A 23,314-nucleotide genomic window follows, 5' to 3' on the forward strand; every position below is an offset into this window, starting at 1 on the left:
TGCATGTCTGCAGGCATTGTGCCTTGCACCGAAAGGAGCACGCTCCAGGGTAGCAGACCCTGTGTCACACTGGCGATCATGAACCCTTCACTCGAACAAGCCCGCCAAGCCTTTGTGGCGGGCATCGAACAGTTTGAACGTCACGACTTCGAGGCGGCTGCAGCGCTGTTTGAACAGGCTTTGCAGCTGGCACCGGGCAGACCCTCGGTGCTGATGAACCTGGGTGTGAGCTGCGTGCACCTGGGCCGCTTTGCGCAGGCCGATGTGTGCCTGCGTCAAGCCCTTGCCGCCGACGCCACCTTGACCGATGCTTGGATGGCCCGGGGTGTTGCGCAAATGGCCCTGGGCGACTGGCCGCAGGCCTTGCATTGCCATGAACAAGCGCGTGCCTTGGGGGCCGACGGGGCTGAATTTTGTTTGCGCTGGGGCGAGTGTTTGGCGCACCAAGCGCGCTTGCCGCAAGCCTTGCAAGCCTTTGAGCAGGCCTTGGCGCACGACCCCGAGTTGGCCGAAGCCTGGAGCCAGCTGGCCCATGTGCAGCGCGACATGGGCCAGACCGCGCAAGCGATCGTTGGCTACCAGCGGGCGATGCAGCTGGGGGCCGACCCTGAGCTGCACCGCTATTACCTGGCCGCCCTGAGCCCGCAGCAGCCTGTGGTGAATGCGCCTGCGGCTTATGTGCAAACATTGTTCGACCAGTACGCCAACGACTTTGAGGCGCACTTGGTGGGCCAACTGGGCTACCAGGGCCACCGCGTGTTGCTGGAACAACTGCCCGTCCCACCGGGCACGCGGTTTGAGCGGGTTTGGGATTTGGGTTGTGGCACCGGTTTGTGTGGCCAATTGATCCGTCCGCATGCCGTGCATTTGAGCGGGGTGGATCTGTCTTCGGCCATGCTGGACAAAGCCCGTGCGCTGGGGGTTTATGACAACCTGCACGCACAGGAACTGGTCGATTTTTTGAAGCAAGGCGCTGAGCTGGTCGACCTGGTGCTGGCCGCTGACGTGTTCATTTATGTGGGCCATCTGGAGGCGGTGTTTGAGGCCCTGGGCTCCCGCGTGCGGCCAGGTGGCTGGCTGGCTTTCACCGTGGAAGAGGCGGACCCTGGCCAGGCTGTGCAGTTGCACAGCACGCTGCGGTTTGCGCACGCCCTGACATATCTGCAAGGGCTCGCCGCCCAGCACGGCTGGCAATGGGCCCGCATTCACCGCGCCCCTTTGCGGCTGGACCAGGCCAACCCCCTCATGGGCGCCTATGTGTACCTGCAAAAGACCTGATTGGGCAGGCGGCCATCGTCCGAGTGTCTCAGGCGTGACCCCATAAGGTCCCGCACCGGACCTTCTGCCATCCACGAAGGCTACTTGGGTATTTGTAGATGGCTGTCGGACCATAAAGGCCCGACCTGCGATGGAAGGTCTAGGCTGCTCAGCGGCTGTAGGCCAGGCCCAGCGCCACACCCCCAAACAAATCGCCCTCGACCAAGGGCACCCCGACAAACTCGGCTTGCAAGGCGTTTTGGAAGGTGCGCAAGGCTGACGAGCCGCCCGTGAGGTAGATGGCATCCAAAGACGCCTCGCTCAGGCCCGCCCGCTGCACGCATTCACGCGCACAGGCCACCGTGCGCGTCAGTAGCTCGTGCAAGTGCAACTGCATGTCTTGCAGGCCCAAAGGCACGTGCAGGTTTTCTTCGATCACGGCCAAGTTCATCGCTGTGTCCGCCAAGTGCACCGAGCAGCGGATCTTGGCCTGTTCCACTTCGTGCGCCAACAGGTGGCCGTGGCGTTCGCTCAGGACCTGCATCAGGCGCTCGTGCAAGCGCGGGTTGCGGTAGTTGCTGCGCAGGGTCTTGGCGTGGGCGATGGCTCTGGGTTGGTATTGCCAGTGGATCAGGTGCCAGGTGGCCAGATCAAAAAACACGCGGTTGGGCACCTCGCGCTGCTCGGGCCCCAAGTGCCTGTAGCCCAGCAGTGGCATGACCTGCGCCAGGTTCAGTTGGCGGTCATAGTCGGTGCCGCCAATGTGCACCCCCGAGGTGGCCAAAATATCGGCACTGCGGTTGGCCTTGTGCATGCGCTCAGGCCCCAGGCGCACCACCGTAAAGTCCGAGGTGCCACCGCCCAAGTCCACCACCAGCACGGTGCTTTCTTTCGTCAGGCGTTGTTCGTAGTCCAGCGCGGCCGCAATCGGCTCCAGCTGAAACGACACCTCGTCAAAACCCACCGACTGCACGGCTTGGCGCAGCGAGGCTTCGGCCTGCGCATCGCGCTCAGGGTCATCGTCCACAAAATGAACCGGTCTGCCCATCACCACGCGGCGCGGTGCGCTGCCCAAGTGCTGTGCAGCGCGCTCGCGCAAAGTGGCCAAAAAGGTGGCGATGATGTCCTGAAAGCTGATCTGCTGATGCCCGATTTGCGTGGTTTCCAACAACAGCGGACTGCCCAGCAGGCTTTTCAGCGAGCGCATCAACCGGCCTTCGGTGCCTTCCAGATAGTGCTTGAGGGCGTCGTGCCCGAAGTGGGCGTGGCTGTCCTCGGCGTTGTAAAAAACGGCCGTGGGCATGGCCAGGGCTTCGCCTTCGAGTGGGAGCAGGCGGGCGTTGCCCTCAGGGCCAAGCCAGGCCATGGCCGAATTGGACGTGCCGAAATCGATGCCGAGTGTGCCAGCGGGGGAAGACATCATGAACGGGGGCTGTCAATCAGAAGGGCGCAAGCCCGGGCGTGGGACACATGCCCTGCGCGGACATGTCTTAAGGTCCGGGCATTTTGCCACCAAGTGCGTGAATGTCCCCTCACTCAGCAAGATGAAAGTGTGCTGATGCGCCACCGCTTTGGCCGAAGGTCAATAATCAGTAGAAATGTTAAATGTGCCTGTCCAATTATTGTGTGGAAAAGGTCTCCAACAGCTTTGCGGCCAAGCGTTGGGCGCAGTGACAGCGCCACACCCGTTGGGCATCAAGGAATATCCAAGTGAACACAACAAAAGGCGCGCTGGTCTTTTCTGCCATGGCCGCGTCTTGTTTGCAGGCTGCCGCCATCGACATCCAACTGGGTGAGGGCACAGAGGCAAAGTTCCACGGTGCGGTCACTTGGGGTATACAAATCCGCACTGAATCGCCCAGCCCGGACGCTTATGCTGAGTGGCCTTCCCGGGTTGTGCCCGGCACGCCCAAGGGCAACTTGCAGGGCCAGACCGGCGGTTCGAATTTGAACTTTGTCAAAGGCCAGGCCATCTCCAACGTGCTCAAGCTCGTTTGGGACCTGGACCTGAAAAAAGACAACAGGGGCCTCTTTGTTCGTGGCAGGGCCTGGCAAGATTTTGCCTTGGGCGAGAAAAACGCAGCCTATGGCAATTATCCCAACGGCTTTCAGCCCAACCAGCCGCTGAGCGACAGGGGGTTTGAGCCCAGCGCCCGGTTCAGTAACCTGGACTTGCACGAAGTCTTCGTGTACGGGCAGGTCGACGCGGGCACTGACGCACCACTCAAACTGCGTTTGGGCCGCCAAGTGCTCGCGTGGGGTGGGCCGATGTTGGACATGGGCGGCGTGAATGCGGTCATCAACCCCGCCGATGTGGCCGCCATGATGCGGCCGGGGGCTTTGCCTTCGGAGGGTCGCTTGCCCGTGGGCATGGTGAGTGCCCAATGGGCGCCGGGCAGCCTGTGGCGTTTGGAGGGCTTTGCGGCCTACGAGTCGCGCAGCACGGTCATGCCCGGTTGCGGCACCTTTTTCGACGTGCAGTCGTTTGCGCCACAGGGCTGCGAATTCGCGGCCTTGGCCGGCGCGTCCGAGCAAAGCCAGCTGGCCAGTGGCGCCTATTTGAACCGCAATGCCGATGTGAAGGCAGCCAGTACAGGCGCCTATGGCTTTTTGGTGGGCTACAAGGCCGAGCCCTGGGATGCCGATGTCAAATTCTTTGCCATGAACACGCACAGCGCCAACCCCAGCCTGCGCATGACCATCAACGCCCTGACGCCGGGTGTGCCCTCGGTCAGCTACGCCATGGTCTATCCTGAAGATGTGTCTTTGCTGGGCTTGAGTTTCAGCAAAAAACTGGCGCCAACCACGCGCCTGTTGGGCGAGGTGGCTTACCGGCCGCATCAGCCCGTCACCTTGAACGCTTTTGACGTGCTGTCCAGCTTTGCCTCGCGCAGCCCGGCCTCGGTGCTGGCGCTGAACAAAGGCATCACCGCCTTGCCCGTGGGCGCCGGCTTTGACGCGTATGACCGCTTTGCCGTGACCACGGGCAGCTTGGGCGTGGACACGGTGTTTCCAAAAACCCTGGGCGCAGAGCGCATCCGCTTGCTGGCCGAAGTCGGCGTCAGCCAGGTGCGAGGCCTGCCCGATCCTGCGGTGTTGCGGTACGGCCGGCTCGTGGGCTACAACGGTGCAGCCTATAACGGGGGCCCCGCCTGCGTGGACACTGTGCCCGGCAAGACCTGCACCCACGATGGCTACACCTCATCGAGCGCTTGGGGTCTGAGGATGCTGGCTTCTGCCCGATATGCCCCGGCCGGTTCGGGCATCAGCTGGACGCCTTCTTTGTTGTGGGCCAAGGATGTCAGAGGCTACTCTCACGACGGTCTTTACTCAGAAGGTCGAACCCTGCTGCGCCCTGCCTTGCGCGCCGAATTCGGGCCGCGTTATTTTGGCGAGATGCAGTACCACCGCTACAGCGGTGGCCGCTACAACCTGCGGATCGATCGCGACCATGTCAGTCTGGTCGCTGGTGCCCGATTTTGAAGGGCTGCTTGGGGGTGGGCATCGGCGTCATGCTGAACGATGTCCATGCTTGGGTCAGCGGCGGTTGAAATACTGACGCATTTCAGCCAGCGTTTTGGCTTCTTTCAGTGGCATGTTCACTGATTTGGAGGATGACGGACTTGGAAAAAGATCTTCCTTGCTCAGGTTGTACTTGTCCATCAGCGCCATGATTTGCTTTGCGCCTGTTTCGACTTGTTCGTGGCGTATTAGGGCTTGCTCCAACTCTTCTGACATTTTTTTGGCTGCATCCAATGACTGGGCAATTTTCAAATCCAGTTCGGCTTTTTGTTGTTGCAATTGTTGAAAAGTAGCCATGGTGTGAGTCCTGAAAAAATAAGCACAAGGTGGACTGCAATCTAACTGTTTGCACTGTGGGTTTTCACACCAAAATTCATAGAAGCGCACAGATCCTCACAAAGAACCGGCCCGTTGTTGTATCGACGCCGTGAAAGCTCACAATTGCTCTCACTTCAGGTGACAAATCCACCGCCTTTTCAACAGGTTGCGGTTTTATCCAGCCCAAGCTCCTATGATTTGGCCAAACCATGAAGTACCTGTTCTCTCTGTTCTTATTGTTGTTTTGCCAAGTGTCTGTGCATGCGGCCGATGCACGCTTTCGGATCGACACCGCGTTCCACCATGATGAGGCGCCAACCCGGACCCTGGAAGCGGCGCAGTTGCTGGACTTCAAACCTTATCAAGGTGAGCTTCGACTGGGGTTTGTGAAAGGCGAAACCTGGATCCGGCTGCAAATACAAGCGGATGCATCGGCGATGGATGCGGCACAGACCACTCCCGGGGAGCGTTTGGTCCTCAGGGTGGGGCCGTATTCCCTGGATCAGCTGACGTTTTATGTTGAGGAAAACGGGCAATGGGTGGCACAACAAGGCGGCGACCGTTTTGTCAAGTCATGGAAAAACTGCCCGGATGACCTGTACTGTTTTTCGTTCGACGCGCCAGAAGGCAGCCCGGTCACCGCGTATTTAAAAATACAGACCGACACGGTCAGGGTGGTCCATACCGCCCTTGTTTCCTCTGAACAGGTGATGCCCAATGCCATAGGCCGCATCCAGCAGATGACGGTGTCTTTGACCTTGGGGGTCGCCGTGCTGGTGCTGTCCCTCGCTTTCCTGTTTCTGGAACGCTCGGTCTTGCTGCACGTGTTTTGCTGGCTTCAGGCGTCGGCGGTGTTCATGATCGCCGCCAACACCGGTCTGTTGGCCCAGTGGTTGCCGATGCTGGCGGCCGAAACCGTCAATCACATGAGCAACTTGGGGCAAGTCATCCGTGTGCCTTTCGTCATCCTGCTGGGCTGGGCGGCCCTGCGGGCATGCCGTCCTGCGCCCTTCTATCCCAAAGCGGTGATGGCCCTGTTGATGGCCTGTGGCATGAACCTTTTGTGGTTGGTGACAGGACATACCGATTCGGCATTGAAGATCAATTTTGTGGTGATGTGGATCAATTCAATGGTGCAGTTGTGGGGCGTGTTGTCATCTCAAAACTTCCCGCCCAAATTGCGAACGATCTTGTTGACAGGCTGGTCTGTTTTTTTGGTTCTCGCCACGCTGGGGGTCTTGGCCACGTACGGATTTTCGGACGATCTGGCGCAAATCACCATGTTTCAATCCATTGGAGACTGGCGGCTCAATGGGGTGCCCATTGGCATGGCCGTTTTTTGGATTGTCGCGACTGAAAAATCCAACCGCAAGATCGAGAAACTGAAAGAGCTGCAGGGCTTTCAGATGGAAGCGGCGCAGTCCAAAGCCCACCAAGAAAAACTCAAGGAACGCAGAGATCTGATTGACATGCTGACCCATGAGTTGAAGACGCCGTTGAGCACCATCAAATTTGCCTTGGCCTCACTGAAGATGGGCGCCAAAGGACAAGGAGATTCGATGGAGCGTGTCCAGCGCATCGATGCTTCGGTGAACCGAATGGATGCGATGATCGAGCATGTGGCCTTGTCCAACAAAATCGAGCGCCACGATGTGCGTGATTCTGCGGAAAAGATTTCGGCGCAGGAATTGATGAACGTGGTCATGCAAGAGTATCAAAATGCAGACCGGTTTGAATTGCGCATTCAAGAGGGTGCGTTTTTTCGTGCCGACCCGCATTTTTTGGCCCTCATTGTGGAAAACCTGGTCAGCAATGCGGTCAAATATTCAACCGATGGAAAAATCAAAATCACCATTGGCCATGAAACACCCGACATGACCTGCTTCAGCATCAGCAACTGTGTGGCTAAGGAGAGCCTGCCTGACGAAAACCGGTTGTTTGAGCGTTACTACCGGCACCCCAATTTCCAGAACCATCCTGGCATGGGCATTGGCTTGAGTCTGGTCCATTCGGCGGCCGAAAAGATGGGTGCCACCGTCAGCTATCTGCACACAGACCAGGAAGTGGTTTTTGAAGTCAGGATCCCGCATTGAACCCCCCTATTTCGTTAGAGTCCGCAGATTCGATCTCGCCCTTGGTGGTGGCACTGGTGGAGGACGACCGCTTGCTGCGCGAGGAGATTGAAGTGCACTTGACGGCGCACGGTTTTCAGGTGCATGCCGCCAACAGCGCGATGGGTTTGGATGACCTGACTGCCCGCGTTGCATTTAACCTTTACCTGATTGACTTGAACTTGCCTGGAGAAAATGGCTTGAGCCTTTGTCGCAGGGTGCGGGCATCGCGACCGGATGCTGGCATCGTGATCATGACCGCCCGGGTCGCGTTGAACGATCGGATCGCGGGTTACAAACAAGGCGGGGCCGATTTTTACCTGACCAAACCTGTTTCGCCGGACGAACTGGTGTTGGTGTTGCTCAATCTGGGACGCCGTTTGAATCAGGCCCAGACAACCAAGGCGTGGTCACTCAGTTTGCGTGATCGCACTTTGCTGGAACCTAACCAGTCGCAAAAACTGCGTTTGACCAGCAAGGAAAAAACCATTTTGCTGGCGCTGATCCAGGCCAAGGACAACACCCTGGAATCGGGTGTTTTGTGCGATTTGTTCACCGAGGAGAATGACGACAGCTCGATGAGCAAGCACGCCCTCGAAGAAATGATTGCCAGGCTGCGCAAAAAATTCAAAAGTGTCCAGGCCGAAGGCGACGAGCCAGCCATCAAATCGGTTTGGGGTGTGGGCTACCAGCTGTGTGTACGGATCCATTTTGTGCATTGAGGGCCACCCATGCAGCGCCGGTCGTTCGACAAAATCCGTCAAACGGCTCAGTTTTGGTATAGATTCGGTAGGTCTTAAAAGTTCAAGCCCATGACCGATACCCCCCTTGCCGCCGAACCCCGCCCCGAATTGCCTGACCGCCTGTCCATCGACGCCCGCAGCCCGCACCATGTGCGCGCCGTGTTCGAGCACGACATTGGCATCCGCTTCAATGGCAAGGACCGCAACGATGTCGAGGAATACTGCATCAGCGAAGGCTGGGTGCGCGTGCCCGCCGGCAAGACGTTGGACCGCAAAGGCCAGCCCCTGTTGATCAAAATCAAAGGCCAGGTCGAAGCGTTTTACCGCTGAGTCTTGTGGCAGCGTTCACGGCGGGGTACGCCGCTGCAACGCTTCAAACGAGATCAATTCTCCCGCCAAAGCGCTCGCCATCACTGTGGGCGGGCTGGCCAGCCAGACCTGTCCCGGGCCTGAGCGACCCGGAAAATTGCGGTTGATGGCGCTCACGGTGACTTGCGCCGCATCGGTCGATGAACCCGGTCCGCAGTTGGCGCAGGCCCCGCACGAGGGCTGCAAAATCCGCACGCCCAAAGCGGCGAAAGTCTTGTCGTAGCCTTGGGCCAAGCAGTAATCACGCACGGCGGTGGTGCCGTACTGCAAAAACACTTGCACGCCTTCGGGCACCTTCAGGCCGTTTTTCAGGCCCCAAGAAAGTACCCTGTGGTAGTGGTCAAAGTCTTCGCGTTTGCCCGCCGTGCACGAGCCGCCGTAGGCGATGTCGATGCGCACGCGCTCTGGCAAGTCCACCAGCGCTAAGCCTTGACCGGGGTCGCCGGGCCGCGCCACCATAGGGCTGAGCGTGGACAGGTTCACCGCCATGTGGTGGGCGTACTGCGCCCCATCGTCGCTGTGCATCCAGTCTTCAATCACCGCGTCCACACCGCGCCGTTCGCGCAGAAAGCGCAGGGTTTCGGCATCGGGCGCCACGATGCCGGTCAGCCCGCCCAGCTCGGCGCACATGTTGGTGAGGGTGGCGCGTTCGTCGGTGCTCAAGTGGGCAATGCCCCCGCCCGCAAACTCGAACACCTTGCCCACCCCGCTGCCGCTGCGGATGTAGGGCGTGGCCAGCAGGTGCAGCATCAGGTCTTTGGCGGTCAAGCCCGCAGGCAGCTGGCCTTGCAGCGCCACACGCACACACTCGGGCAGGGTCACGCGCACCGCCCCGGTCACAAAGGCATTGGCCATGTCGGTGGTGCCCACACCAAAGGCGACACAACCCAAAGCACCGCTGTGCGGTGTGTGGGAGTCGGTGCCCACCACCACTTGGCCGGGCAGGGCATAGTGCTCGGCCACCATGGCGTGCGAGATGCCGGCCACGTTGCGGCCGTCGTCCAACAGCACTTCGGCTTCGGTCAGGGTGCGGTGCATGCGCAGGCCGTGGCGCGCGGCAAAATTGCGCTGCGCCTGGCGCATGGCGTGCATGTTGGCGATCAGGCCACCACGCACATGGGCCGGGCTTTCATCGACATACGAGGTGTGGTCTTCAAATACCACGATCTGCTCTGGGCGCTGCAGCGTGAAGTGCTCGCCCAGTGCGTTTTGCATCAAGGTGTCGGCCATGCCGGTGTAGTACTCGTGGATGAAGCGCCAGTCCGCCTGCACGAACAGACCATCACCCGGTTGCGGCTTTGCGGGGGTGTGCGGCGCTGCCAGGCGGTGGCACAGCAGGATTTTTTCAAACAGCGTTTGAGGGCCGTTTGCTTGGCTGGCGACCGATCGCGTGCGGTCTTCCTTGTAGGAGTCCACCCCTGTGGGCGAATGTGCCCTCGCCAAAAACCGCTGCCCCCAGCGCAGCAAACCACCCGCTTCTAAAACCGACGCAGCCAGTGCTTCTCGCCCCCGTACCAGGTCGGCCAGCGTGATGTTCTCACCCCGTTCGATGCGCGCCAGCAGACTGAAATCGGTCGAGGTGAACAGGCCAATGTTGTCGGCGTTCTGGCGGTAGATGCGCTCGAAACTCTCGGCAATGACCAGCTGCACACCCGCCAGTTTTTCGGCGGTGGGGCTGTGCTCGCGCGACGAGCCCTTGCCGTAGCGCCTTCCAGCCACCAGCACCGCAAAGCCCGCTTGCCTGAGAGCCCGGCGTTCGATGGGGTTGTCATGGCCGCAGCGCAGCCCGGTGTGGGCAAAGTCGCCCAAGCTGTCGTCGTAATGGCTCATGATGTGCACGGGCGTGATCTCGTCGGTCGAGACATCGTCGCGCAGCGGCCCGGCCTGTTCGCGGGTCAGGGTCTCGCCCGCCAGTTGGCGGCGGATCAGGCCAGGGTCTTGGCTGAGGTAAAGAATCTTCCAGTGAAAGGTGTTCATGGGCGGGTGGTCGTGTGCGTGAGGCATGCTTCACCCCGTAGTCAAAGAGAAAATTGAATTCTATGAGCGATGCCAGCCATTAAACTCTTCGCTCTCCCCCTCAAAGGACATTGGACATGACGGTATTTCATTGGCCCCAGCGCGTGACGGTGCGCGAAGTGGGCCTGCGCGACGGCTTGCAAAGCATGGCCCGCACCTTGCCCACTGCACAAAAACTGCAGTGGATTCAAGGCGCTTACGACGCGGGCATCCGCGAGATCGAAGTCGGCTCCTTTGTACCGCCCAAACTGCTGCCCCAGTTGGCCGACACCGCCGAACTGGTGTCCTTTGCCAAAACCCTGCCGGGCCTGGTCGTGTCGGTGCTGGTGCCCAACCTGAAGGGGGCCGAGCGCGCCATGGACAGCGGCGCCGACTGGATGCTGCTGCCCTTATCAGCCAGCCACGCGCACAGTCTGGCCAACTTGCGCAAAGCGCCGGATGACGTGGTGGCCGAGATCGGGGCCATCGTGGAGGCTCGACGGGCACGGGGTTCCAACATCCGCATCGAAGTCGGCATGAGCACCGCGTTCGGCTGCACGCTTCAGGGGCAGGTGGCTGTCGATGAGGTGCTGCGTTTGCTCCAGGCGGTCGTCGCTTTGGGCGTGGACCGCGTCGGCTTGGCCGACACCGTGGGCTATGCCGACCCGCGTCAGGTGGGCGAGCTGTTTGCCAAAGCCCGCGAGGTGGCGGGCGACACGCTGGGTTGCGGTCATTTTCATGACACGCGGGGCTTGGGACTGGCCAACGTGATGGCCGCGCTGCAAGCAGGTGAAGTCCGTTTTGACGCGTGCTTGGCCGGCATTGGCGGCTGCCCGCATGCGCCCGGGGCCAGTGGCAATGTGGCCACCGAAGATTTGGTGTATTTGATGGCCAGCATGGGCATAGCCACCGGCATTGATTTCGGTCAGATCATCGCTTTGCGCGCCCAGGTGGCGCAGTGGCTTGCAGGCGAGTGCCTGCACGGTTCGATCGCGCAGGCGGGTTTGCCCAAGACCTTGCGCCCTGAAAAAATGACGGCATGAACAATTCCGACAAGAAACTCCCGCTCGAAGGCCTGCGCGTCGTCGAGTTCACCCACATGGTCATGGGGCCGACTTGCGGCATGGTGCTGGCCGACATGGGGGCCGAGGTCATCAAGGTCGAGCCCATCGAGGGCGACCGCACCCGGCATTTGTTGGGCTCGGGCGCGGGGTTCTTCCCGATGTTCAACCGCAACAAGAAGAGCATCCAAATCAACCTGCAAAGTGCCGAAGGGGCCGAGATGGCGCGCCGCCTGTGCGCCACGGCCGACGTGGTGGCCGAGAACTTCAAGCCCGGCTCCATGGCCAAGTACGGCCTGGACTACGCCAGCCTGTCGGCCACCAACCCCAAGATCATTTATGCCAGCCTCAAAGGCTTTTTGCCCGGGCCGTATGACCACCGCACCGCGCTTGACGAGGTGGTGCAGATGATGGGGGGCCTGGCCTACATGACAGGCCGCCCCGGCGACCCGCTGCGCGCAGGCACCAGCGTGAACGACATCATGGGCGGCATGTTTGGTGCGATTGGTGTGCTGGGTGCGCTGATCCAGCGCGGCATCACCGGGCGCGGGCAAGAGATCCAGTCGGCGCTGTTTGAAAACAACGTGTTCTTGGTCGGTCAGCACATGCTGCAGTACGCCATCACCGGCAAGGCGGCCGAACCCATGCCCAACCGCATCTCGGCCTGGGCGGTGTACGACGTGTTCACCGTGAAAAACGGTGAGCAGATCTTTTTGGCGGCAGTGAGCGACGCGCAGTGGGCTGTCTTTTGTGATGTGCTGGGCTTTGCCGACCTCAAAGCCGACGCCCGATACAGCGACAACAACGCACGCGTGTCCATGCGTGCCGAGTTGTTGCCCGATCTGCGCCGCCGCCTGGAAGCCTTCACCGCTGCCGAGTTGACCGTGATTTTTGAAAAAGCGGGCCTGCCCTTTGCGCCTATTGTCAAACCCGAAGAGCTGTTTGACGACCCGCACCTTCAGGCTACCGGAGGCCTGGCCGATGTGCGCCTGACCGACGGCCCCAAAGCGGGTCAGATGGCCCGTGCGGCGCTCTTTCCCTTCACCATGGACGGGCAACGTTTGGGTGTGCGCCACCAGCCGCCCCATCAAGGTGAAAATACCGATGAACTGTTGCAAGGCTTGGGCCTGAGTGATGCAGAGATCGAGCGCTTGCGCGCGCTCAAGGCCGTGGCCTGAGTCAACGCAGCCGCATGTTGTAAATTACCCCACCTCCCCCTAAAAAAGAAAGAGACACACCATGAAGCAAAACATCACACGCCGTGCCGCATTGGCCGCTTTGTCATCGGCCGCCGCGGTGGCATTTCCGGGCCTGTCGTGGGCGCAAGCCGACCGCCCCCTCAAATTCATCTTGCCCAACGCCACGGGCTCGGGCGTTGACGCCATCACGCGCGCCGCCGCACCTGCCATTGGCAAGGCTTTGGGCGTCAATGTGGTGGTGGAAAACCAAGCCGGTGCCAGTGGCGTCATCGGTTTGCAGGCCATGGCCAAAAACCCGCCCGATGGCTTGACCTTGTCGGTGGTGTCCAACAATGTGGTGATCTTCCCCAGCGTCATCAAAAACCTGCCCTTTGAAATGCCCGCCGATTTCACACCGATTGCGGTGCTGGGCGCCACGCCCCTGGTGTTGGTGGCGAACCCGCAAAAAATACCCACCAGCAGCAGCCGTGAATTCATTGCCGCCCTGCGTGCCAAGCCGGATGGTTACAACTTCGGCTCTGGCGGTACGGGCACGATCTTGCATTTGGCCGCCGAGATGTTCGTGGACGAAGCCCGTGTCAAGGCGCGCCATATCCCTTACAAAGGCGTGGGCCCCATGGTCACTGACTTGTTGGGCGGGCAAATTGACTTTGCCGTGTTGGCCTTGCCCAGCGTGCAACAGCACATCAAGAGTGGCGCGCTCAAGGCGGTGGGCATGTGCGGCGACAAGCGCAGCGCCGCTGCGCCAGACGTTCCCACTTTTGTGGAGCAGGGCTTGCCCACTTACGTGATCGATGCCTGGTTTGGTGTGCTCGGCCCCAAGGGCATGAGCGCTGCCACGGTGAAAAAGGTCAACGATGCCCTGGTGCAGGCCTTCAATGACCCAGCCGTCAAGGAAGTCATGGCCAAGCAGGGCAACACGATCGCCATCAGCACGCCCGAGCACGCTCAGCGCATCTTCCGCAGTGAAATGGAGCGCTTTGCCGCGCTGGTCAAGAAAGTCGGCATCGAGCCGCAATAAGGCCAACGGGTTCGTCGCTTGACATTTGACTCTCAGGCGACGACCATCACTCCCCATGGCCATACAGGTATTGATTTTCGGCATCCACCTCGCCCGCAGCACGCGGGGCAAGCCCTGCGCACCGCCGCAGGCTTGAAGCTTTTCTTGTAGGTTGGGCCTTCAGGCCCGACGTGTTTTCGCTCCACCACCGTCATGTCGGGGCTGAAGCCACCGACCTGCAACTCCCCCCTTGTTTTGTTTGACCGATATCAATTCGGGTCATGCTCTTCCTGCAGCGTGGCCCTGTTCACTGCTGGAGATTTTCATGACCGATTTGTTTGACAACCCCATGGGCCTGTGCGGCTTCGAGTTCGTCGAGTTCGCATCCCCCACCCCCCACACCCTGGAGCCGCTGTTCGAGCAGATGGGCTTCTCGCTGGTGGCCAAGCACCGCTCCAAAGACGTGGTGCTCTACCGCCAAGGCGACATCAACTTCATCGTCAACCGTCAGCCCAAAAGCCTGGCCGGGTACTTTGCCGCCGAGCACGGCCCTTGTGCCTGCGCGCTGGCGTTTCGCGTCAAAGACTCGCATCTGGCGTATGCGCGAGCCCTCGAACTGGGCGCCCAACCGGTGGATGTGCCCACCGGCCCCATGGAGTTGCGCCTGCCCGCCATCAAAGGCATTGGCGGCGCGCCTTTGTATTTGATCGACCGCTTCGAAGACGGCAAAAGCATCTACGACATCGACTTTGAATTCATCGACGGCGTGGACCGCCACCCGCCGGGCCACGGCCTCAAGCTCATCGACCATATGACGCACAACGTCTACAAAGGACGCATGGCGTACTGGAGCGGCTTTTATGAAAAGCTTTTCAATTTCAAGGAAATCCGTTACTTCGACATCAAGGGCGAATACACGGGCCTGACCAGCCAGGCCATGATGGCGCCGGACGGCATGATCCGCATCCCGCTGAACGAAGAATCGGGCAAGACCGGTGGCCAGATCGAAGAGTTTTTGATGCAGTTCAACGGCGAAGGCATCCAGCACATTGCGCTGCTCACCGATGACCTCTTGAAAAGCGTGGACGCGCTGCAGATGGCCGGCATCCCGCTCATGACCGCGCCCAACGACATCTATTACGACATGCTCGAAGAACGCCTGCCGGGCCACGGCGAGCCCGTGGCCGAGTTGCAGGCGCGCGGCATTTTGATGGACGGCTCCATTGCCAACGGCGAGAAGCGCCTGCTGCTGCAAATCTTCAGCCAAACCCTGCTGGGCCCGGTGTTCTTTGAATTCATCCAGCGCAAAGCCGACGAAGGCTTTGGCGAAGGCAACTTCAAGGCGCTGTTTGAAAGCCTGGAGCGCGACCAGATTCGGCGGGGGGCGATTGTGGTGGAGTGAGTGGGCAACTGAACAGGATGGTAGAGCGTTTACTGCTTTTTCAGAACGACGTGCCTTCCGTCTTTGAAGGTGCCCGTGAGCGTCAGTTCGTCTGTGCGTTCAAGCGTCAGGACGAATGAAGGGCAGCCAGTAACAACACTCGGACCATCCACGTTGAAAATCATCATTGCGTTTGGCATTGGCTTGATCGACAGTGGGAAATCGCGATTGAGACAAGTGGCTTTGTGTTGTGCTGCGCTAACGTATCGCCAAGTTCCGCCCAAGTCCGAAATCTTCACTTGGATCTGGAGTTCATGAGCAGTACTCGGTGATTTCGTTGTTCCAATCCATCCGCCGTGTAAGTTGTCGGCGGTCTGAGCTTGCGCGAGAGAACTTACAAGTAAGAGCATAGACGCGGTTTTTGTGAGAAGGTTCAAGATGTCTCCCTAGATGGTGAAATGAGATATTTTTTTATACTTTATTCTAATATATTTATTTTTTTCACTTAATAGGATTGACAACTTTTGACTATGAGCTCCTGCGAATCGTCAACGCTCAATCACTGGCTGTGTAAAATCCACCTTGGTAGTCACTTCTGACTACCATTGAATGGAGCTTGTCATGCCCGCTGTTCCTGCCAGCATTCCCACCAGCCTTAAGCTGCCCAGCGCGCTCAAACTTCAGCTCGAAGAAGATGCCAAGCAAATGGGCATGAGCCTGCACGCTTTCATGGTGAGCACGCTGGCCGATGCCGCACAGCGCAAGCGCTTGCGGCAAACATTTGCACAAGACTCGGCCGATGCACTGGCCGTCATGAAGGCCACCGGCAAAGGCCATGCACTGGACGATGTTCGTCTCTATTTTTCTCAACTCAAAGAACATCGTCAGGGGCAGAGCGGACCGCCTGCGCCTTTGCAACCGAAAAAAATGGGTTGAGGTGTGAGCACCGTATTTCTAAGCTCAGCGGCATTCCAAGATTTGCTGCGCCTGGAAGCGTTTTTGCACGAGTCCGAAGACCCATTGGCTGGGGAACTGCTCGATTTCATCCTGGATGCATTGCAAGTGTTGACGCATCAACCCGGCATTGGCCGCCCTGTGGAAGGTGGTTTGCGTGAACTGATCATCGCCCGCCGACGCAGCGGCTATCTGGCGCGCTATGCGTGGGACGATGCCTTGGACCGGGTCATGGTCGCCCGCATTCGCCACCAGCGCGAAGCTGGCTACCAAGACGGAGAGGTTTGAAGCGGCGCTAATGGCTTTCAGACGGGCTTGAAGCAAAAGTCTCGGATGTGACTTGTTAACACCTTTTTAGCAAACTTTGAGTTGTTTCATGGTTGCACAAAAGGGGTCTTCTCGCCACAGTGCATAGCTGTTGCTGAGCACACAAGGAGTCCCCCGTCATGAAACTGAACGTCAACGGCAAATCCCACACGCTGGATGTCGAACCCGAAATGCCCTTGTTATGGGCCTTGCGCGACGAGCTCGACATCAAAGGCCCCAAGTTCGGCTGCGGTATTGCCCAATGTGGGTCGTGCACGGTGCTGCTCAATGGCGAGCCGGTGCGCTCTTGCACTTACCCGGTCTCGGGCGCTTCGGGGCAAAAGGTCATCACCATCGAAGGCTTGGCCGACAAGGGCAAGTTGCATGCCGTGCAGCAAGCCTGGATTGACCACCAAGTGCCGCAGTGTGGTTATTGCCAGGGCGGGCAAATGCTCGCTGCCGTGGCCTTGCTCAAGAAAAAGCCCAAACCCACCGACGAAGACATCGACGCCGCGATGACCAACATCTGCCGTTGTGGCACCTATGCCCGCATGCGCACCGCGATCCACGCCGCCGCCAAGAAAGGGACCCGCGCATGAGCACCCCAGACCTGACCAACGGCATGGACCGCCGCCATTTCTTGAAGATCTCCAGCACCGCTACGGCGGGCTTATCGATGGGATTTTTCGTTCCACAAAGCGCGCAGGCGGCCGCAACGCCCCAGCTGAATGTGTGGCTCGAAATCGAGCCCAACGACACGATTGTCATCCGCTACGCCCGTGCAGAAATGGGCCAAGGCAGCATAACTTCTGCGCCCATGATGATTGCCGAAGAGCTGGAGGCCGATTGGAAAAAAGTGCGTGTCGAGTACGCCACGGCGCATGAAAACCTGCGCACCAAACGCGCCTATGGCGACATGGCTTCGGTCGGCAGCCGCACCATCCGAAATTCGCAGGAATACCTGCGCAAAGCCGGTGCCACCGGGCGCGAGATGCTGATTGCCGCGGCTGCCCAGCAGTGGGGCGTGCCCGCCAGCGAGTGCAAGGCCGCGCTGAGCAAAGTCACCCATGTGCCCAGCAAGCGGACGCTCAGCTACGGCAAACTGGCTGCAGCGGCTGCCAAGTTGGAAGCCCCCAAAGACGTCAAGCTCAAAGACCCCAAAGACTGGACATTGATCGGCAAGTCCATTCCCCGTGTGGATATTCCCGACATCGTGACCGGCCGTGTGAAGTACGGCATCGACGCGCAAGTTCCGGGCATGCTGCACGCGGCCATTGCGGCTTCACCGGTGTTCAACGGCACCATCAAAAGCCTGGACGCCTCCAAGGTGGAAAACCGCAGGGGCATCGTCAAGGTGTTGAATTTGGGCACCTTTGTGGCGGTGGTGGCCGACAACTGGTGGCGCGCCAAAGAAGCGCTGCGCGATGTGGCGGTGGACTGGGATGTGGGCGAGCACGGCACCTTGAGCAGCGCCGCCATCATGGCCCACTTCAAAGCCGGTATGGATCAACCTGAACTGGCGGTGGCCCGCAACGACGGCAACACCCTTGACGCCATGAGCAAAGCCGCCAAGGTCATCGAGGCCGAGTACTTCACACCCTATTTGGCGCACGCCACCATGGAGCCCATGGTGTGTACCGCTTGGTTGCAGGGCGACCAACTCGATGTGTGGTGCTCGACGCAAAACCCGGAATCCACTTTGGCCGTGGCGGCGGCAACAGCCGGTGTGCCCCAGGCCAATGTGAGAGTGCACCCCATGCAATTGGGTGGCGGTCTCGGCCGCAAGAGCCCGCAAGACTTCACGCGCCAAGCCGTCACGATTGCCAAGGCCATGCCTGGCAAGCCCATCAAAATGCTGTGGTCTCGCGAAGAGGAAATTCAGCACGGCTTGTACCGTCCAGCCAGCCTGATGCGTTTCAAGGCGGGCTTGAGCGCCACGGGCAAAGCCGAGGCGCTGCACATCCGTGTCAGCGCCCCGTCCATCTTGGCCACCTTGCTGAAACTGCCCTTGCCCAAAGGTGTGGACGGTCAGGCCGTGGCCAGCTTCAACGACCACCCCTATGACATTCCCAACACCTTGGTGGACTATGCCCAGCGCAACACCAATGTGCCCGTGGGTTTTTGGCGCACCGTGGGGCATTCACAAAACCCGTTTGGGCGCGAGTGCTTCATTGACGAGATGGCCCAGGCGGCCTCCAAAGACCCGGTGGAATACCGCTTGGCCATGCTGCCCAACAATGAAAAAGCCAACCGCGACCGTGCCATCTTGCTGGCCGTGACCCAAGCAGCCGGGTGGGACAAAAAACCGGCACCGGGTGTGTTCCGGGGCGTGGCCGCCACCGACGGTTATGGCAGCTGGACGGCTTGCGTGTGCGATGTCTCGATCAACGCCAAGAACGAGGTCAAGATCCACCGCATCGTGATCGGCATTGACCCCGGTTATGCCGTCAACCCCGACAACATCGTGGCCCAGTTCCAGGGCAGCGTGGTGCACGGTTTGACCGCCATCTTCTGGGGTGAAAACACCATCAAGGATGGGCGTGTGGAGCAATCCAATTTCCACGATTACCGCATGATGCGTTTGAACGAAATGCCCAAGGTCGAGGTGGTGATTGCACCCACGGGTGGCTTCTGGGGTGGTGTGGGTGAGCCCGCCCAGGCGCCTTTGGCACCTGCTGTGGCCAATGCCATTTCAGCCGCTTTGGGCAAACGCATCCGCAGCTTGCCTCTGAAAAACCATGGCTTGACTTTGGCGCGCGCATGACAGTGCTGGGCTTGGCGCGGGTGTGGGCTTTGGTGTGCAGCGCGGGCTGTGTCGCAGCGCAAACGCCAGAGGCCGTCAGTTTGGCCTCGCCAGAGCGGGGCAAAGCCTTGCTTTTGCAAAGACAAGACAGCGGCTGTGTGCTGTGCCACCAAGTGCAGGGTTTGCCTGCGGGTGGCGCACTCGGTCCGTCTTTGGTCGGTTTGGCCGAGCGCAGCACCCAAGATCAAGCCCGCGAGCGCATCGCCGATGCCCGGCGCTTTAACCCGCACACCATCATGCCCGCCTATTTGAGTACCGAGGGTTTGAACAAGGTGGCGAACCCCTACAAGGGGCAAACCATTTTGACGGCGCAGGGGCTTGAAGACATCCTGAGTTACCTGTTCTTGCCCAGCAAGGCCACGCCATGAAGATGCCCACATTGACCCGTCGCGAGGGCTTGCGGCAAGCGCTGCGGGCCGGACTTTATGGGGCGGCCGCACAGTTTTGGCCCAGCATGGCTCAAGACATGGCGTCGGGGCAGTTGTTGAGCGTGGCACAAATGATGGCGCCCCTGACACAAGGCGCACGGGTGTTACAGCAAGACGTGAAGATCGTGGCACCCGTGTTGGCCGACAACGGCACTTTGGTGCCTGTCACGGTGCAAGTGCAAAGCCCCATGACGCCGCAAGACCATGTGACGCACCTGTACCTGTTGTCTCAGCGCAATCCGGTGACCCAAATGGCAGTTTTTCGTTTGGGTCCGTGGAACGGACGCGCCGAAATCAGCACCAGGCTGCGCTTGGCAGGCACCCAGCAGGTGGTCGCTTTGGCGCGTTTGTCCAATGGCGAGTTTCGTTATGGTCAGATGGAAATCATCGTCACCGAGTCGGCTTGCGTCGACGCCTCCTGACCATGGCATTCGCACGCATCCAATGGCCTGAACGCGTCCTCGCGGGCGATGTGGTCAAAGTCCGCCTGTTGGTGCAGCACCCCATGGACACGGGTTATCTGCAAGACCTGTTGGGTAAATTGGTGCCCCGCAATGTGATCCGTTCATTGACATGCACTTGGGGCCAGCAAGAGGTGTTCCGCGTAGAGCCTTCTTCGGGAATTTCGGCCAATCCTTTGTTTGAATTTTTTGTGCGGGCAGAACAAACGGCCGAGATGCTTGTGGAGTGGACCGATGACCGGGGTGTCAAAGGCAGCTTGCGGCAAACCTTGCCGGTCTTGCCCAAGCCCAGTGCCTGAGCGCATGGGCATTCGAGCGTTCGCATCGATGCCCGCAGCAGGGTGTGTGCGCACCGTGATCCAGGTGTGCTGGCGGGTCTTCATGCTGATCGCGTTGTGGGGTGTGAGTGGGTACGCGGCTGCGCAAACGGCAATGCCACCCGCACGCAGCTTGCCTTTGTCGCAGCTCAAATCGGGCCTGCATTATTCGGGCAAAGATGTGCAAGCCTTGCAAGCCGACGAGTTTGCCAACCCTGCCCAACTGTGGCTGAGCCAAGGGGCGCAAGCTTGGGGCCAGCCCAGTGCCGCGAACGGCAAATCCTGCGCCAGTTGCCACGGCGCAGTGGCCACCAGCATGAAAGGTGTGGCCACGCGTTACCCCGCCATCGATGCCGCCAGTGGGCGACTTTTCAACATGGAAGACCGCATCAACCAATGCACCACGCGGCACAAACAAGCGGCGGCCATGCCCCCCGAATCTGATGCCCTGCTGGGCATGAGTTTGCTGGTGACGCAGGCCTCGAAAGGCATGCCCTTGCGGGTGGACATTGGCGGTGCGGCGCGCGGCCACTGGCAAGCGGGGGCGACCCTGTTTTCACAGCGCCAAGGCCAAATGAATTTGTCGTGCGCCCAATGCCATGACCAGAATTTTGGACAACGCCTGTACACCGACCCGCTGAGTCAAGGGCAGCCCAATGGCTACCCGGTGTACCGTTTGGAATGGCAAAAACCGGGCTCGCTCGAGCGGCGCTTGCGCAGTTGTTATGCCGGTATTCGTGCCGAAACCCCGCCTTGGGGTGCTGTGGAAATGCGCCAACTGGCGCTGTACCTGATGTGGCGCGGTGAGGGCTTGCCCATTGAGGTGCCGGCCGTGCGCAAGTGATCAAGCCGCGCCGTTGCAAACCCGCAGCACTTGCGCGCCATACGCTTCGAGCTTTTTCACCCCCAGCCCGCTGATGCCTTGCAGGTCACCCAGACTTTGCGGGGCGCTTTCGGCAATGGCGGCCAGCGTGGCGTCGTGGAAGATGACATACGCGGGCAGGTTGTGTTCTTTGGCCACTTCGGCGCGCCAGGCCTTGAGGTTGATGTAGCGCACCATCGCGTCTTGGCCCAAATTGGCCGCTGCAGGTGAAGGTGCGCTGCGGGAACGGCTTTTCTTATCGCTGCGCTGGCTGGTGCTTTCGCGCAGTTGTACCGGGACGTCGCCCTTCAGCACGGCGCGCGAGCCTTCGGTCAGGTGCAAGGTGCTGAAGCCCTCTTCGGTGTGCACATGCAGTGCGCCAATGGCGATCAGCTGGCGCATCACGGCGCGCAGTTGCTGCTCGCTGTATTCGGCCCCTAACCCAAAAGTGCTGATGCTTTCGTGGCCGCGTTGCACCACTTTTTCGGTTTTTTTGCCGCGCACGATGTCCATGGTGTGGGCCGCGCCAAAGTGGTGGCCACTGCTTTGGTGGGTGCGGAACACTGTGGACAGCAGCTTGCGCGCTGCATCGGTGCCATCCCACACTTCGGGTGGGTGAAGGCAGTTGTCGCAGTTGCCGCAGTAGGGCATGTACACGCCCTGGCTGCTCTCGGTTTGGCCTTGGTAGGTTTCGTCAAAGTAGCTGAGCAAGCGCACACGGCGGCAGTCGGTGGCTTCGGCCAAACCCAGCAGCGCATCGAGCTTGCTGCGCATGACCTGTTTGAACTCTTCTCCCGCCGGGCTTTCGTCGATCATGCGGCGCTGGTTCACCACGTCTTGCAGGCCATAGGCCATCCACGCGTCTGAGGACAGCCCATCGCGCCCGGCGCGTCCCGTCTCTTGGTAATAGCCTTCGATGTTTTTGGGCATGTCCAGGTGCGCCACAAAGCGCACATCGGGTTTGTCGATGCCCATGCCGAAGGCGATGGTGGCCACCATCACCACGCCTTCTTCGCGCAAGAATTCGTTTTGGTGGCGCTGGCGCATGTCGGCGGGCAGCCCCGCGTGGTAAGGCAGCGCATGGACACCCGCCTCGCACAGCATGGCCGCAATCTCTTCCACCCGTTTACGCGACTGGCAATACACCACACCCGCTTCTTCGGGATGTTCACGCTCAATGAAGCGCAGCAGCTGGGTGCTGGCCTCTTTTTTCTCGACGATGGTGTAGCGGATGTTGGGCCGGTCAAAACTGCTGATGAACAGCTCGGCGCTTTCCAGCTGCAGCCGCTCGACGATGTCGGCACGCGTGAGCGCATCGGCTGTGGCGGTGAGCGCCACACGCGGCACGCCGGGGTAGCGTTCGTGCAGGACCGTCAGGCCCCGGTATTCGGGCCGGAAGTCGTGGCCCCACTGGCTCACGCAATGTGCTTCGTCGATGGCGAAAAGGCTCAGCAGCCCGCGCTCAATCAGCGAGTCCATCTGGGCCAAAAAGCGGCCATTGGTCACGCGCTCGGGCGCGGCATACAGCAGGGTGATTTCACCGCGCAGCAAGCGCCGTTCGATGTCGCTGGCTTCTTCGCTGGTGAGGGTGGAGTTGAGGAAGGCGGCGCTCACACCGGCTTCGTGCAAGGCACCGACCTGGTCGTGCATCAGCGCGATCAGGGGCGAGACGACGACGGTGATGCCCTGGCCTGCGCGCTGGCGCGCAATGGCCGGAATTTGGTAGCACAGCGATTTGCCCCCGCCCGTGGGCATGAGCACCAGCGCATCGCCCCCGGCCGCCACATGGTCAATGATGGCTTGCTGCGGGCCGCGAAAGGCGTCGTAGCCAAAAACTTCGCGCAGGATGGGGAGGTGGGGGGACACGTTCGGTGTGACAGCTTTGGGTGAGGGGTGATTGTCCGCTATTGGGCGGCTTGATTTTGGCGGGTGTGGTGTGGTTGGGTGTCGCTCAGGATTGGCAGGTGTGGTGTGGGTGGGTGAGGGCGGACACAGGGTTCCTCATACGGCGGGGGTACGCCCAAATCGTCACCCTGGACCCGCCCTCACCCACCCACACAAGACCATGGACAGCGCGGCTAACGCCCTCACGGCCAGCGTTTATTGCCAACAAGGACATTTGTCACTGTCAGCAAGGAATGCGTTCACCACCAGCAAGACTGACAACCACCACCAGCGTTTGGAAGGGGGCGGCGGCGGGCGACGATTTCTGTGTACCCGCAGTATG

Annotated in this window: 22 protein-coding genes; 17 read left to right on the forward strand and 5 right to left on the reverse strand. The window is 60.1% G+C overall.

Annotation, left to right across the window (positions count from 1 at the left end):
- The first annotated feature begins 78 nt into the window (after positions 1-78).
- Positions 79-1,278, forward strand: a complete 1,200-nt coding sequence (locus Q0O99_RS01105; RefSeq protein WP_293747635.1) for a tetratricopeptide repeat protein — start codon at positions 79-81, stop codon at positions 1,276-1,278.
- Positions 1,279-1,426: 148 nt separating this feature from the next.
- Here Q0O99_RS01105 and Q0O99_RS01110 read toward each other — a convergent pair whose 3' ends face one another.
- The gene (locus tag Q0O99_RS01110) at positions 1,427-2,680 is read right to left on the reverse strand and encodes an Hsp70 family protein (RefSeq protein ID WP_293747637.1); all 1,254 of its coding nucleotides are present in this window, start codon (positions 2,678-2,680) and stop codon (positions 1,427-1,429) included.
- A 287-nt stretch (positions 2,681-2,967) separates the two neighbouring features.
- On the opposite strand from Q0O99_RS01110, the gene Q0O99_RS01115 reads away from it, so the two are divergent.
- Complete coding sequence (locus Q0O99_RS01115) at positions 2,968-4,740, forward strand: DUF1302 family protein (RefSeq protein WP_293747639.1); 1,773 nt, start codon at positions 2,968-2,970, stop codon at positions 4,738-4,740.
- 54 nt (positions 4,741-4,794) lie between these two features.
- On the opposite strand, the gene Q0O99_RS01120 is transcribed toward Q0O99_RS01115, so the two are convergent.
- Positions 4,795-5,076, reverse strand: coding sequence for a hypothetical protein (locus Q0O99_RS01120; protein ID WP_293747641.1), 282 nt, complete (start codon positions 5,074-5,076; stop codon positions 4,795-4,797).
- A 230-nt stretch (positions 5,077-5,306) separates the two neighbouring features.
- Here Q0O99_RS01120 and Q0O99_RS01125 point away from each other — a divergent pair, with 230 nt between their 5' ends.
- From Q0O99_RS01125 to Q0O99_RS01135, 3 genes are all read left to right on the forward strand, one after another.
- A complete protein-coding gene (locus Q0O99_RS01125) occupies positions 5,307-7,190 on the forward strand; it encodes an ATP-binding protein (RefSeq protein ID WP_293747643.1) in 1,884 nt (627 codons plus the stop codon).
- Positions 7,187-7,930, forward strand: coding sequence for a response regulator transcription factor (locus Q0O99_RS01130; protein WP_293747645.1), 744 nt, complete (start codon positions 7,187-7,189; stop codon positions 7,928-7,930). The genes Q0O99_RS01125 and Q0O99_RS01130 overlap by 4 nt, the downstream gene beginning before the upstream one ends.
- 90 nt (positions 7,931-8,020) lie before the next feature.
- Positions 8,021-8,281: a DUF3297 family protein gene (locus Q0O99_RS01135; RefSeq protein WP_293747647.1), complete on the forward strand. Its 261-nt coding sequence runs from the start codon at positions 8,021-8,023 to the stop codon at positions 8,279-8,281.
- 15 nt (positions 8,282-8,296) lie between these two features.
- Here Q0O99_RS01135 and Q0O99_RS01140 read toward each other — a convergent pair whose 3' ends face one another.
- Entirely contained in the window at positions 8,297-10,297 is a 2,001-nt protein-coding gene (locus Q0O99_RS01140) for an aconitase family protein (protein ID WP_293747649.1), read from the reverse strand.
- 116 nt (positions 10,298-10,413) lie between these two features.
- Here Q0O99_RS01140 and Q0O99_RS01145 point away from each other — a divergent pair, with 116 nt between their 5' ends.
- The 4 genes from Q0O99_RS01145 (at position 10,414) to hppD (ending at position 14,977) form a co-directional block, all read left to right on the forward strand.
- Positions 10,414-11,358 carry a hydroxymethylglutaryl-CoA lyase gene (locus Q0O99_RS01145; RefSeq protein ID WP_293747651.1) on the forward strand — a complete coding sequence of 315 codons (945 nt, stop codon included), beginning with the start codon at positions 10,414-10,416 and terminating at the stop codon, positions 11,356-11,358.
- Positions 11,355-12,554: a CaiB/BaiF CoA-transferase family protein gene (locus Q0O99_RS01150; protein WP_293747653.1), complete on the forward strand. Its 1,200-nt coding sequence runs from the start codon at positions 11,355-11,357 to the stop codon at positions 12,552-12,554. Before Q0O99_RS01145 ends, Q0O99_RS01150 begins: the two co-directional genes overlap by 4 nt.
- Positions 12,555-12,615: 61 nt before the next feature.
- The gene (locus Q0O99_RS01155) at positions 12,616-13,596 is read left to right on the forward strand and encodes a tripartite tricarboxylate transporter substrate binding protein (RefSeq protein ID WP_293747655.1); all 981 of its coding nucleotides are present in this window, start codon (positions 12,616-12,618) and stop codon (positions 13,594-13,596) included.
- A gap of 304 nt (positions 13,597-13,900) precedes the next feature.
- Entirely contained in the window at positions 13,901-14,977 is a 1,077-nt protein-coding gene (gene hppD, locus Q0O99_RS01160; RefSeq protein ID WP_293747657.1) for a 4-hydroxyphenylpyruvate dioxygenase, read from the forward strand.
- A 29-nt stretch (positions 14,978-15,006) separates the two neighbouring features.
- Here the strand turns inward: hppD and Q0O99_RS01165 are convergent, their stop codons facing one another.
- Positions 15,007-15,393, reverse strand: coding sequence for a hypothetical protein (locus tag Q0O99_RS01165; protein WP_293747659.1), 387 nt, complete (start codon positions 15,391-15,393; stop codon positions 15,007-15,009).
- Positions 15,394-15,577: 184 nt separating this feature from the next.
- Between Q0O99_RS01165 and Q0O99_RS01170 the strand changes: the two genes are divergently transcribed.
- The 8 genes from Q0O99_RS01170 to soxA all read left to right on the forward strand — a co-directional run bounded on the left by Q0O99_RS01170 (position 15,578) and on the right by soxA (position 21,069).
- The gene (locus Q0O99_RS01170; RefSeq protein WP_293747661.1) at positions 15,578-15,892 is read left to right on the forward strand and encodes a hypothetical protein; all 315 of its coding nucleotides are present in this window, start codon (positions 15,578-15,580) and stop codon (positions 15,890-15,892) included.
- Between the two features lie 3 nt (positions 15,893-15,895).
- Positions 15,896-16,198 carry a type II toxin-antitoxin system RelE/ParE family toxin gene (locus Q0O99_RS01175; RefSeq protein ID WP_293747663.1) on the forward strand — a complete coding sequence of 101 codons (303 nt, stop codon included), beginning with the start codon at positions 15,896-15,898 and terminating at the stop codon, positions 16,196-16,198.
- Between the two features lie 158 nt (positions 16,199-16,356).
- A complete protein-coding gene (locus Q0O99_RS01180) occupies positions 16,357-16,815 on the forward strand; it encodes a (2Fe-2S)-binding protein (protein WP_293747665.1) in 459 nt (152 codons plus the stop codon).
- Positions 16,812-18,980: a molybdopterin cofactor-binding domain-containing protein gene (locus tag Q0O99_RS01185; protein ID WP_293747667.1), complete on the forward strand. Its 2,169-nt coding sequence runs from the start codon at positions 16,812-16,814 to the stop codon at positions 18,978-18,980. Before Q0O99_RS01180 ends, Q0O99_RS01185 begins: the two co-directional genes overlap by 4 nt.
- Positions 18,977-19,387 (forward strand): sulfur oxidation c-type cytochrome SoxX, encoded by a 411-nt coding sequence (gene soxX / locus Q0O99_RS01190; protein ID WP_293747669.1) that lies wholly within the window; start codon positions 18,977-18,979, stop codon positions 19,385-19,387. The genes Q0O99_RS01185 and soxX overlap by 4 nt, the downstream gene beginning before the upstream one ends.
- Positions 19,384-19,869 (forward strand): thiosulfate oxidation carrier protein SoxY, encoded by a 486-nt coding sequence (locus Q0O99_RS01195; protein WP_293747671.1) that lies wholly within the window; start codon positions 19,384-19,386, stop codon positions 19,867-19,869. Before soxX ends, Q0O99_RS01195 begins: the two co-directional genes overlap by 4 nt.
- A 2-nt stretch (positions 19,870-19,871) precedes the next feature.
- The gene (soxZ, locus tag Q0O99_RS01200) at positions 19,872-20,207 is read left to right on the forward strand and encodes a thiosulfate oxidation carrier complex protein SoxZ (protein ID WP_293747673.1); all 336 of its coding nucleotides are present in this window, start codon (positions 19,872-19,874) and stop codon (positions 20,205-20,207) included.
- Positions 20,208-20,211: 4 nt separating this feature from the next.
- Positions 20,212-21,069: a sulfur oxidation c-type cytochrome SoxA gene (soxA, locus tag Q0O99_RS01205; protein WP_293747675.1), complete on the forward strand. Its 858-nt coding sequence runs from the start codon at positions 20,212-20,214 to the stop codon at positions 21,067-21,069.
- Here soxA and recQ read toward each other — a convergent pair whose 3' ends face one another.
- Positions 21,070-22,953 carry a DNA helicase RecQ gene (recQ, locus tag Q0O99_RS01210; RefSeq protein ID WP_293747678.1) on the reverse strand — a complete coding sequence of 628 codons (1,884 nt, stop codon included), beginning with the start codon at positions 22,951-22,953 and terminating at the stop codon, positions 21,070-21,072. It abuts the gene before it with no gap.
- Between the last annotated feature and the right edge of the window lie 361 nt (positions 22,954-23,314).

It is taken from the genome of Limnohabitans sp. Rim8 (assembly GCF_945901735.1).
In the GTDB taxonomy this organism is placed as follows: Bacteria; Pseudomonadota; Gammaproteobacteria; order Burkholderiales; family Burkholderiaceae_C; genus Limnohabitans_A.

Bases quoted from the DNA above. Each gene is read 5' to 3' on its own strand.
- soxX (WP_293747669.1), top strand. From the start codon at position 18,977: ATGACAGTGCTGGGCTTGGCGCGGGTGTGGGCTTTGGTGTGCAGCGCG.
- Q0O99_RS01155 (WP_293747655.1), top strand. From the start codon at position 12,616: ATGAAGCAAAACATCACACGCCGTGCCGCATTGGCCGCTTTGTCATCG.
- Q0O99_RS01195 (WP_293747671.1), top strand. From the start codon at position 19,384: ATGAAGATGCCCACATTGACCCGTCGCGAGGGCTTGCGGCAAGCGCTG.
- soxZ (WP_293747673.1), top strand. From the start codon at position 19,872: ATGGCATTCGCACGCATCCAATGGCCTGAACGCGTCCTCGCGGGCGAT.
- Q0O99_RS01145 (WP_293747651.1), top strand. From the start codon at position 10,414: ATGACGGTATTTCATTGGCCCCAGCGCGTGACGGTGCGCGAAGTGGGC.
- Q0O99_RS01170 (WP_293747661.1), top strand. From the start codon at position 15,578: ATGCCCGCTGTTCCTGCCAGCATTCCCACCAGCCTTAAGCTGCCCAGC.
- Q0O99_RS01110 (WP_293747637.1), bottom strand. From the start codon at position 2,680: ATGATGTCTTCCCCCGCTGGCACACTCGGCATCGATTTCGGCACGTCC.
- Q0O99_RS01185 (WP_293747667.1), top strand. From the start codon at position 16,812: ATGAGCACCCCAGACCTGACCAACGGCATGGACCGCCGCCATTTCTTG.
- hppD (WP_293747657.1), top strand. From the start codon at position 13,901: ATGACCGATTTGTTTGACAACCCCATGGGCCTGTGCGGCTTCGAGTTC.
- Q0O99_RS01105 (WP_293747635.1), top strand. From the start codon at position 79: ATGAACCCTTCACTCGAACAAGCCCGCCAAGCCTTTGTGGCGGGCATC.
- Q0O99_RS01120 (WP_293747641.1), bottom strand. From the start codon at position 5,076: ATGGCTACTTTTCAACAATTGCAACAACAAAAAGCCGAACTGGATTTG.
- Q0O99_RS01180 (WP_293747665.1), top strand. From the start codon at position 16,357: ATGAAACTGAACGTCAACGGCAAATCCCACACGCTGGATGTCGAACCC.
- Q0O99_RS01150 (WP_293747653.1), top strand. From the start codon at position 11,355: ATGAACAATTCCGACAAGAAACTCCCGCTCGAAGGCCTGCGCGTCGTC.
- Q0O99_RS01135 (WP_293747647.1), top strand. From the start codon at position 8,021: ATGACCGATACCCCCCTTGCCGCCGAACCCCGCCCCGAATTGCCTGAC.
- Q0O99_RS01140 (WP_293747649.1), bottom strand. From the start codon at position 10,297: ATGAACACCTTTCACTGGAAGATTCTTTACCTCAGCCAAGACCCTGGC.
- Q0O99_RS01125 (WP_293747643.1), top strand. From the start codon at position 5,307: ATGAAGTACCTGTTCTCTCTGTTCTTATTGTTGTTTTGCCAAGTGTCT.
- soxA (WP_293747675.1), top strand. From the start codon at position 20,212: ATGGGCATTCGAGCGTTCGCATCGATGCCCGCAGCAGGGTGTGTGCGC.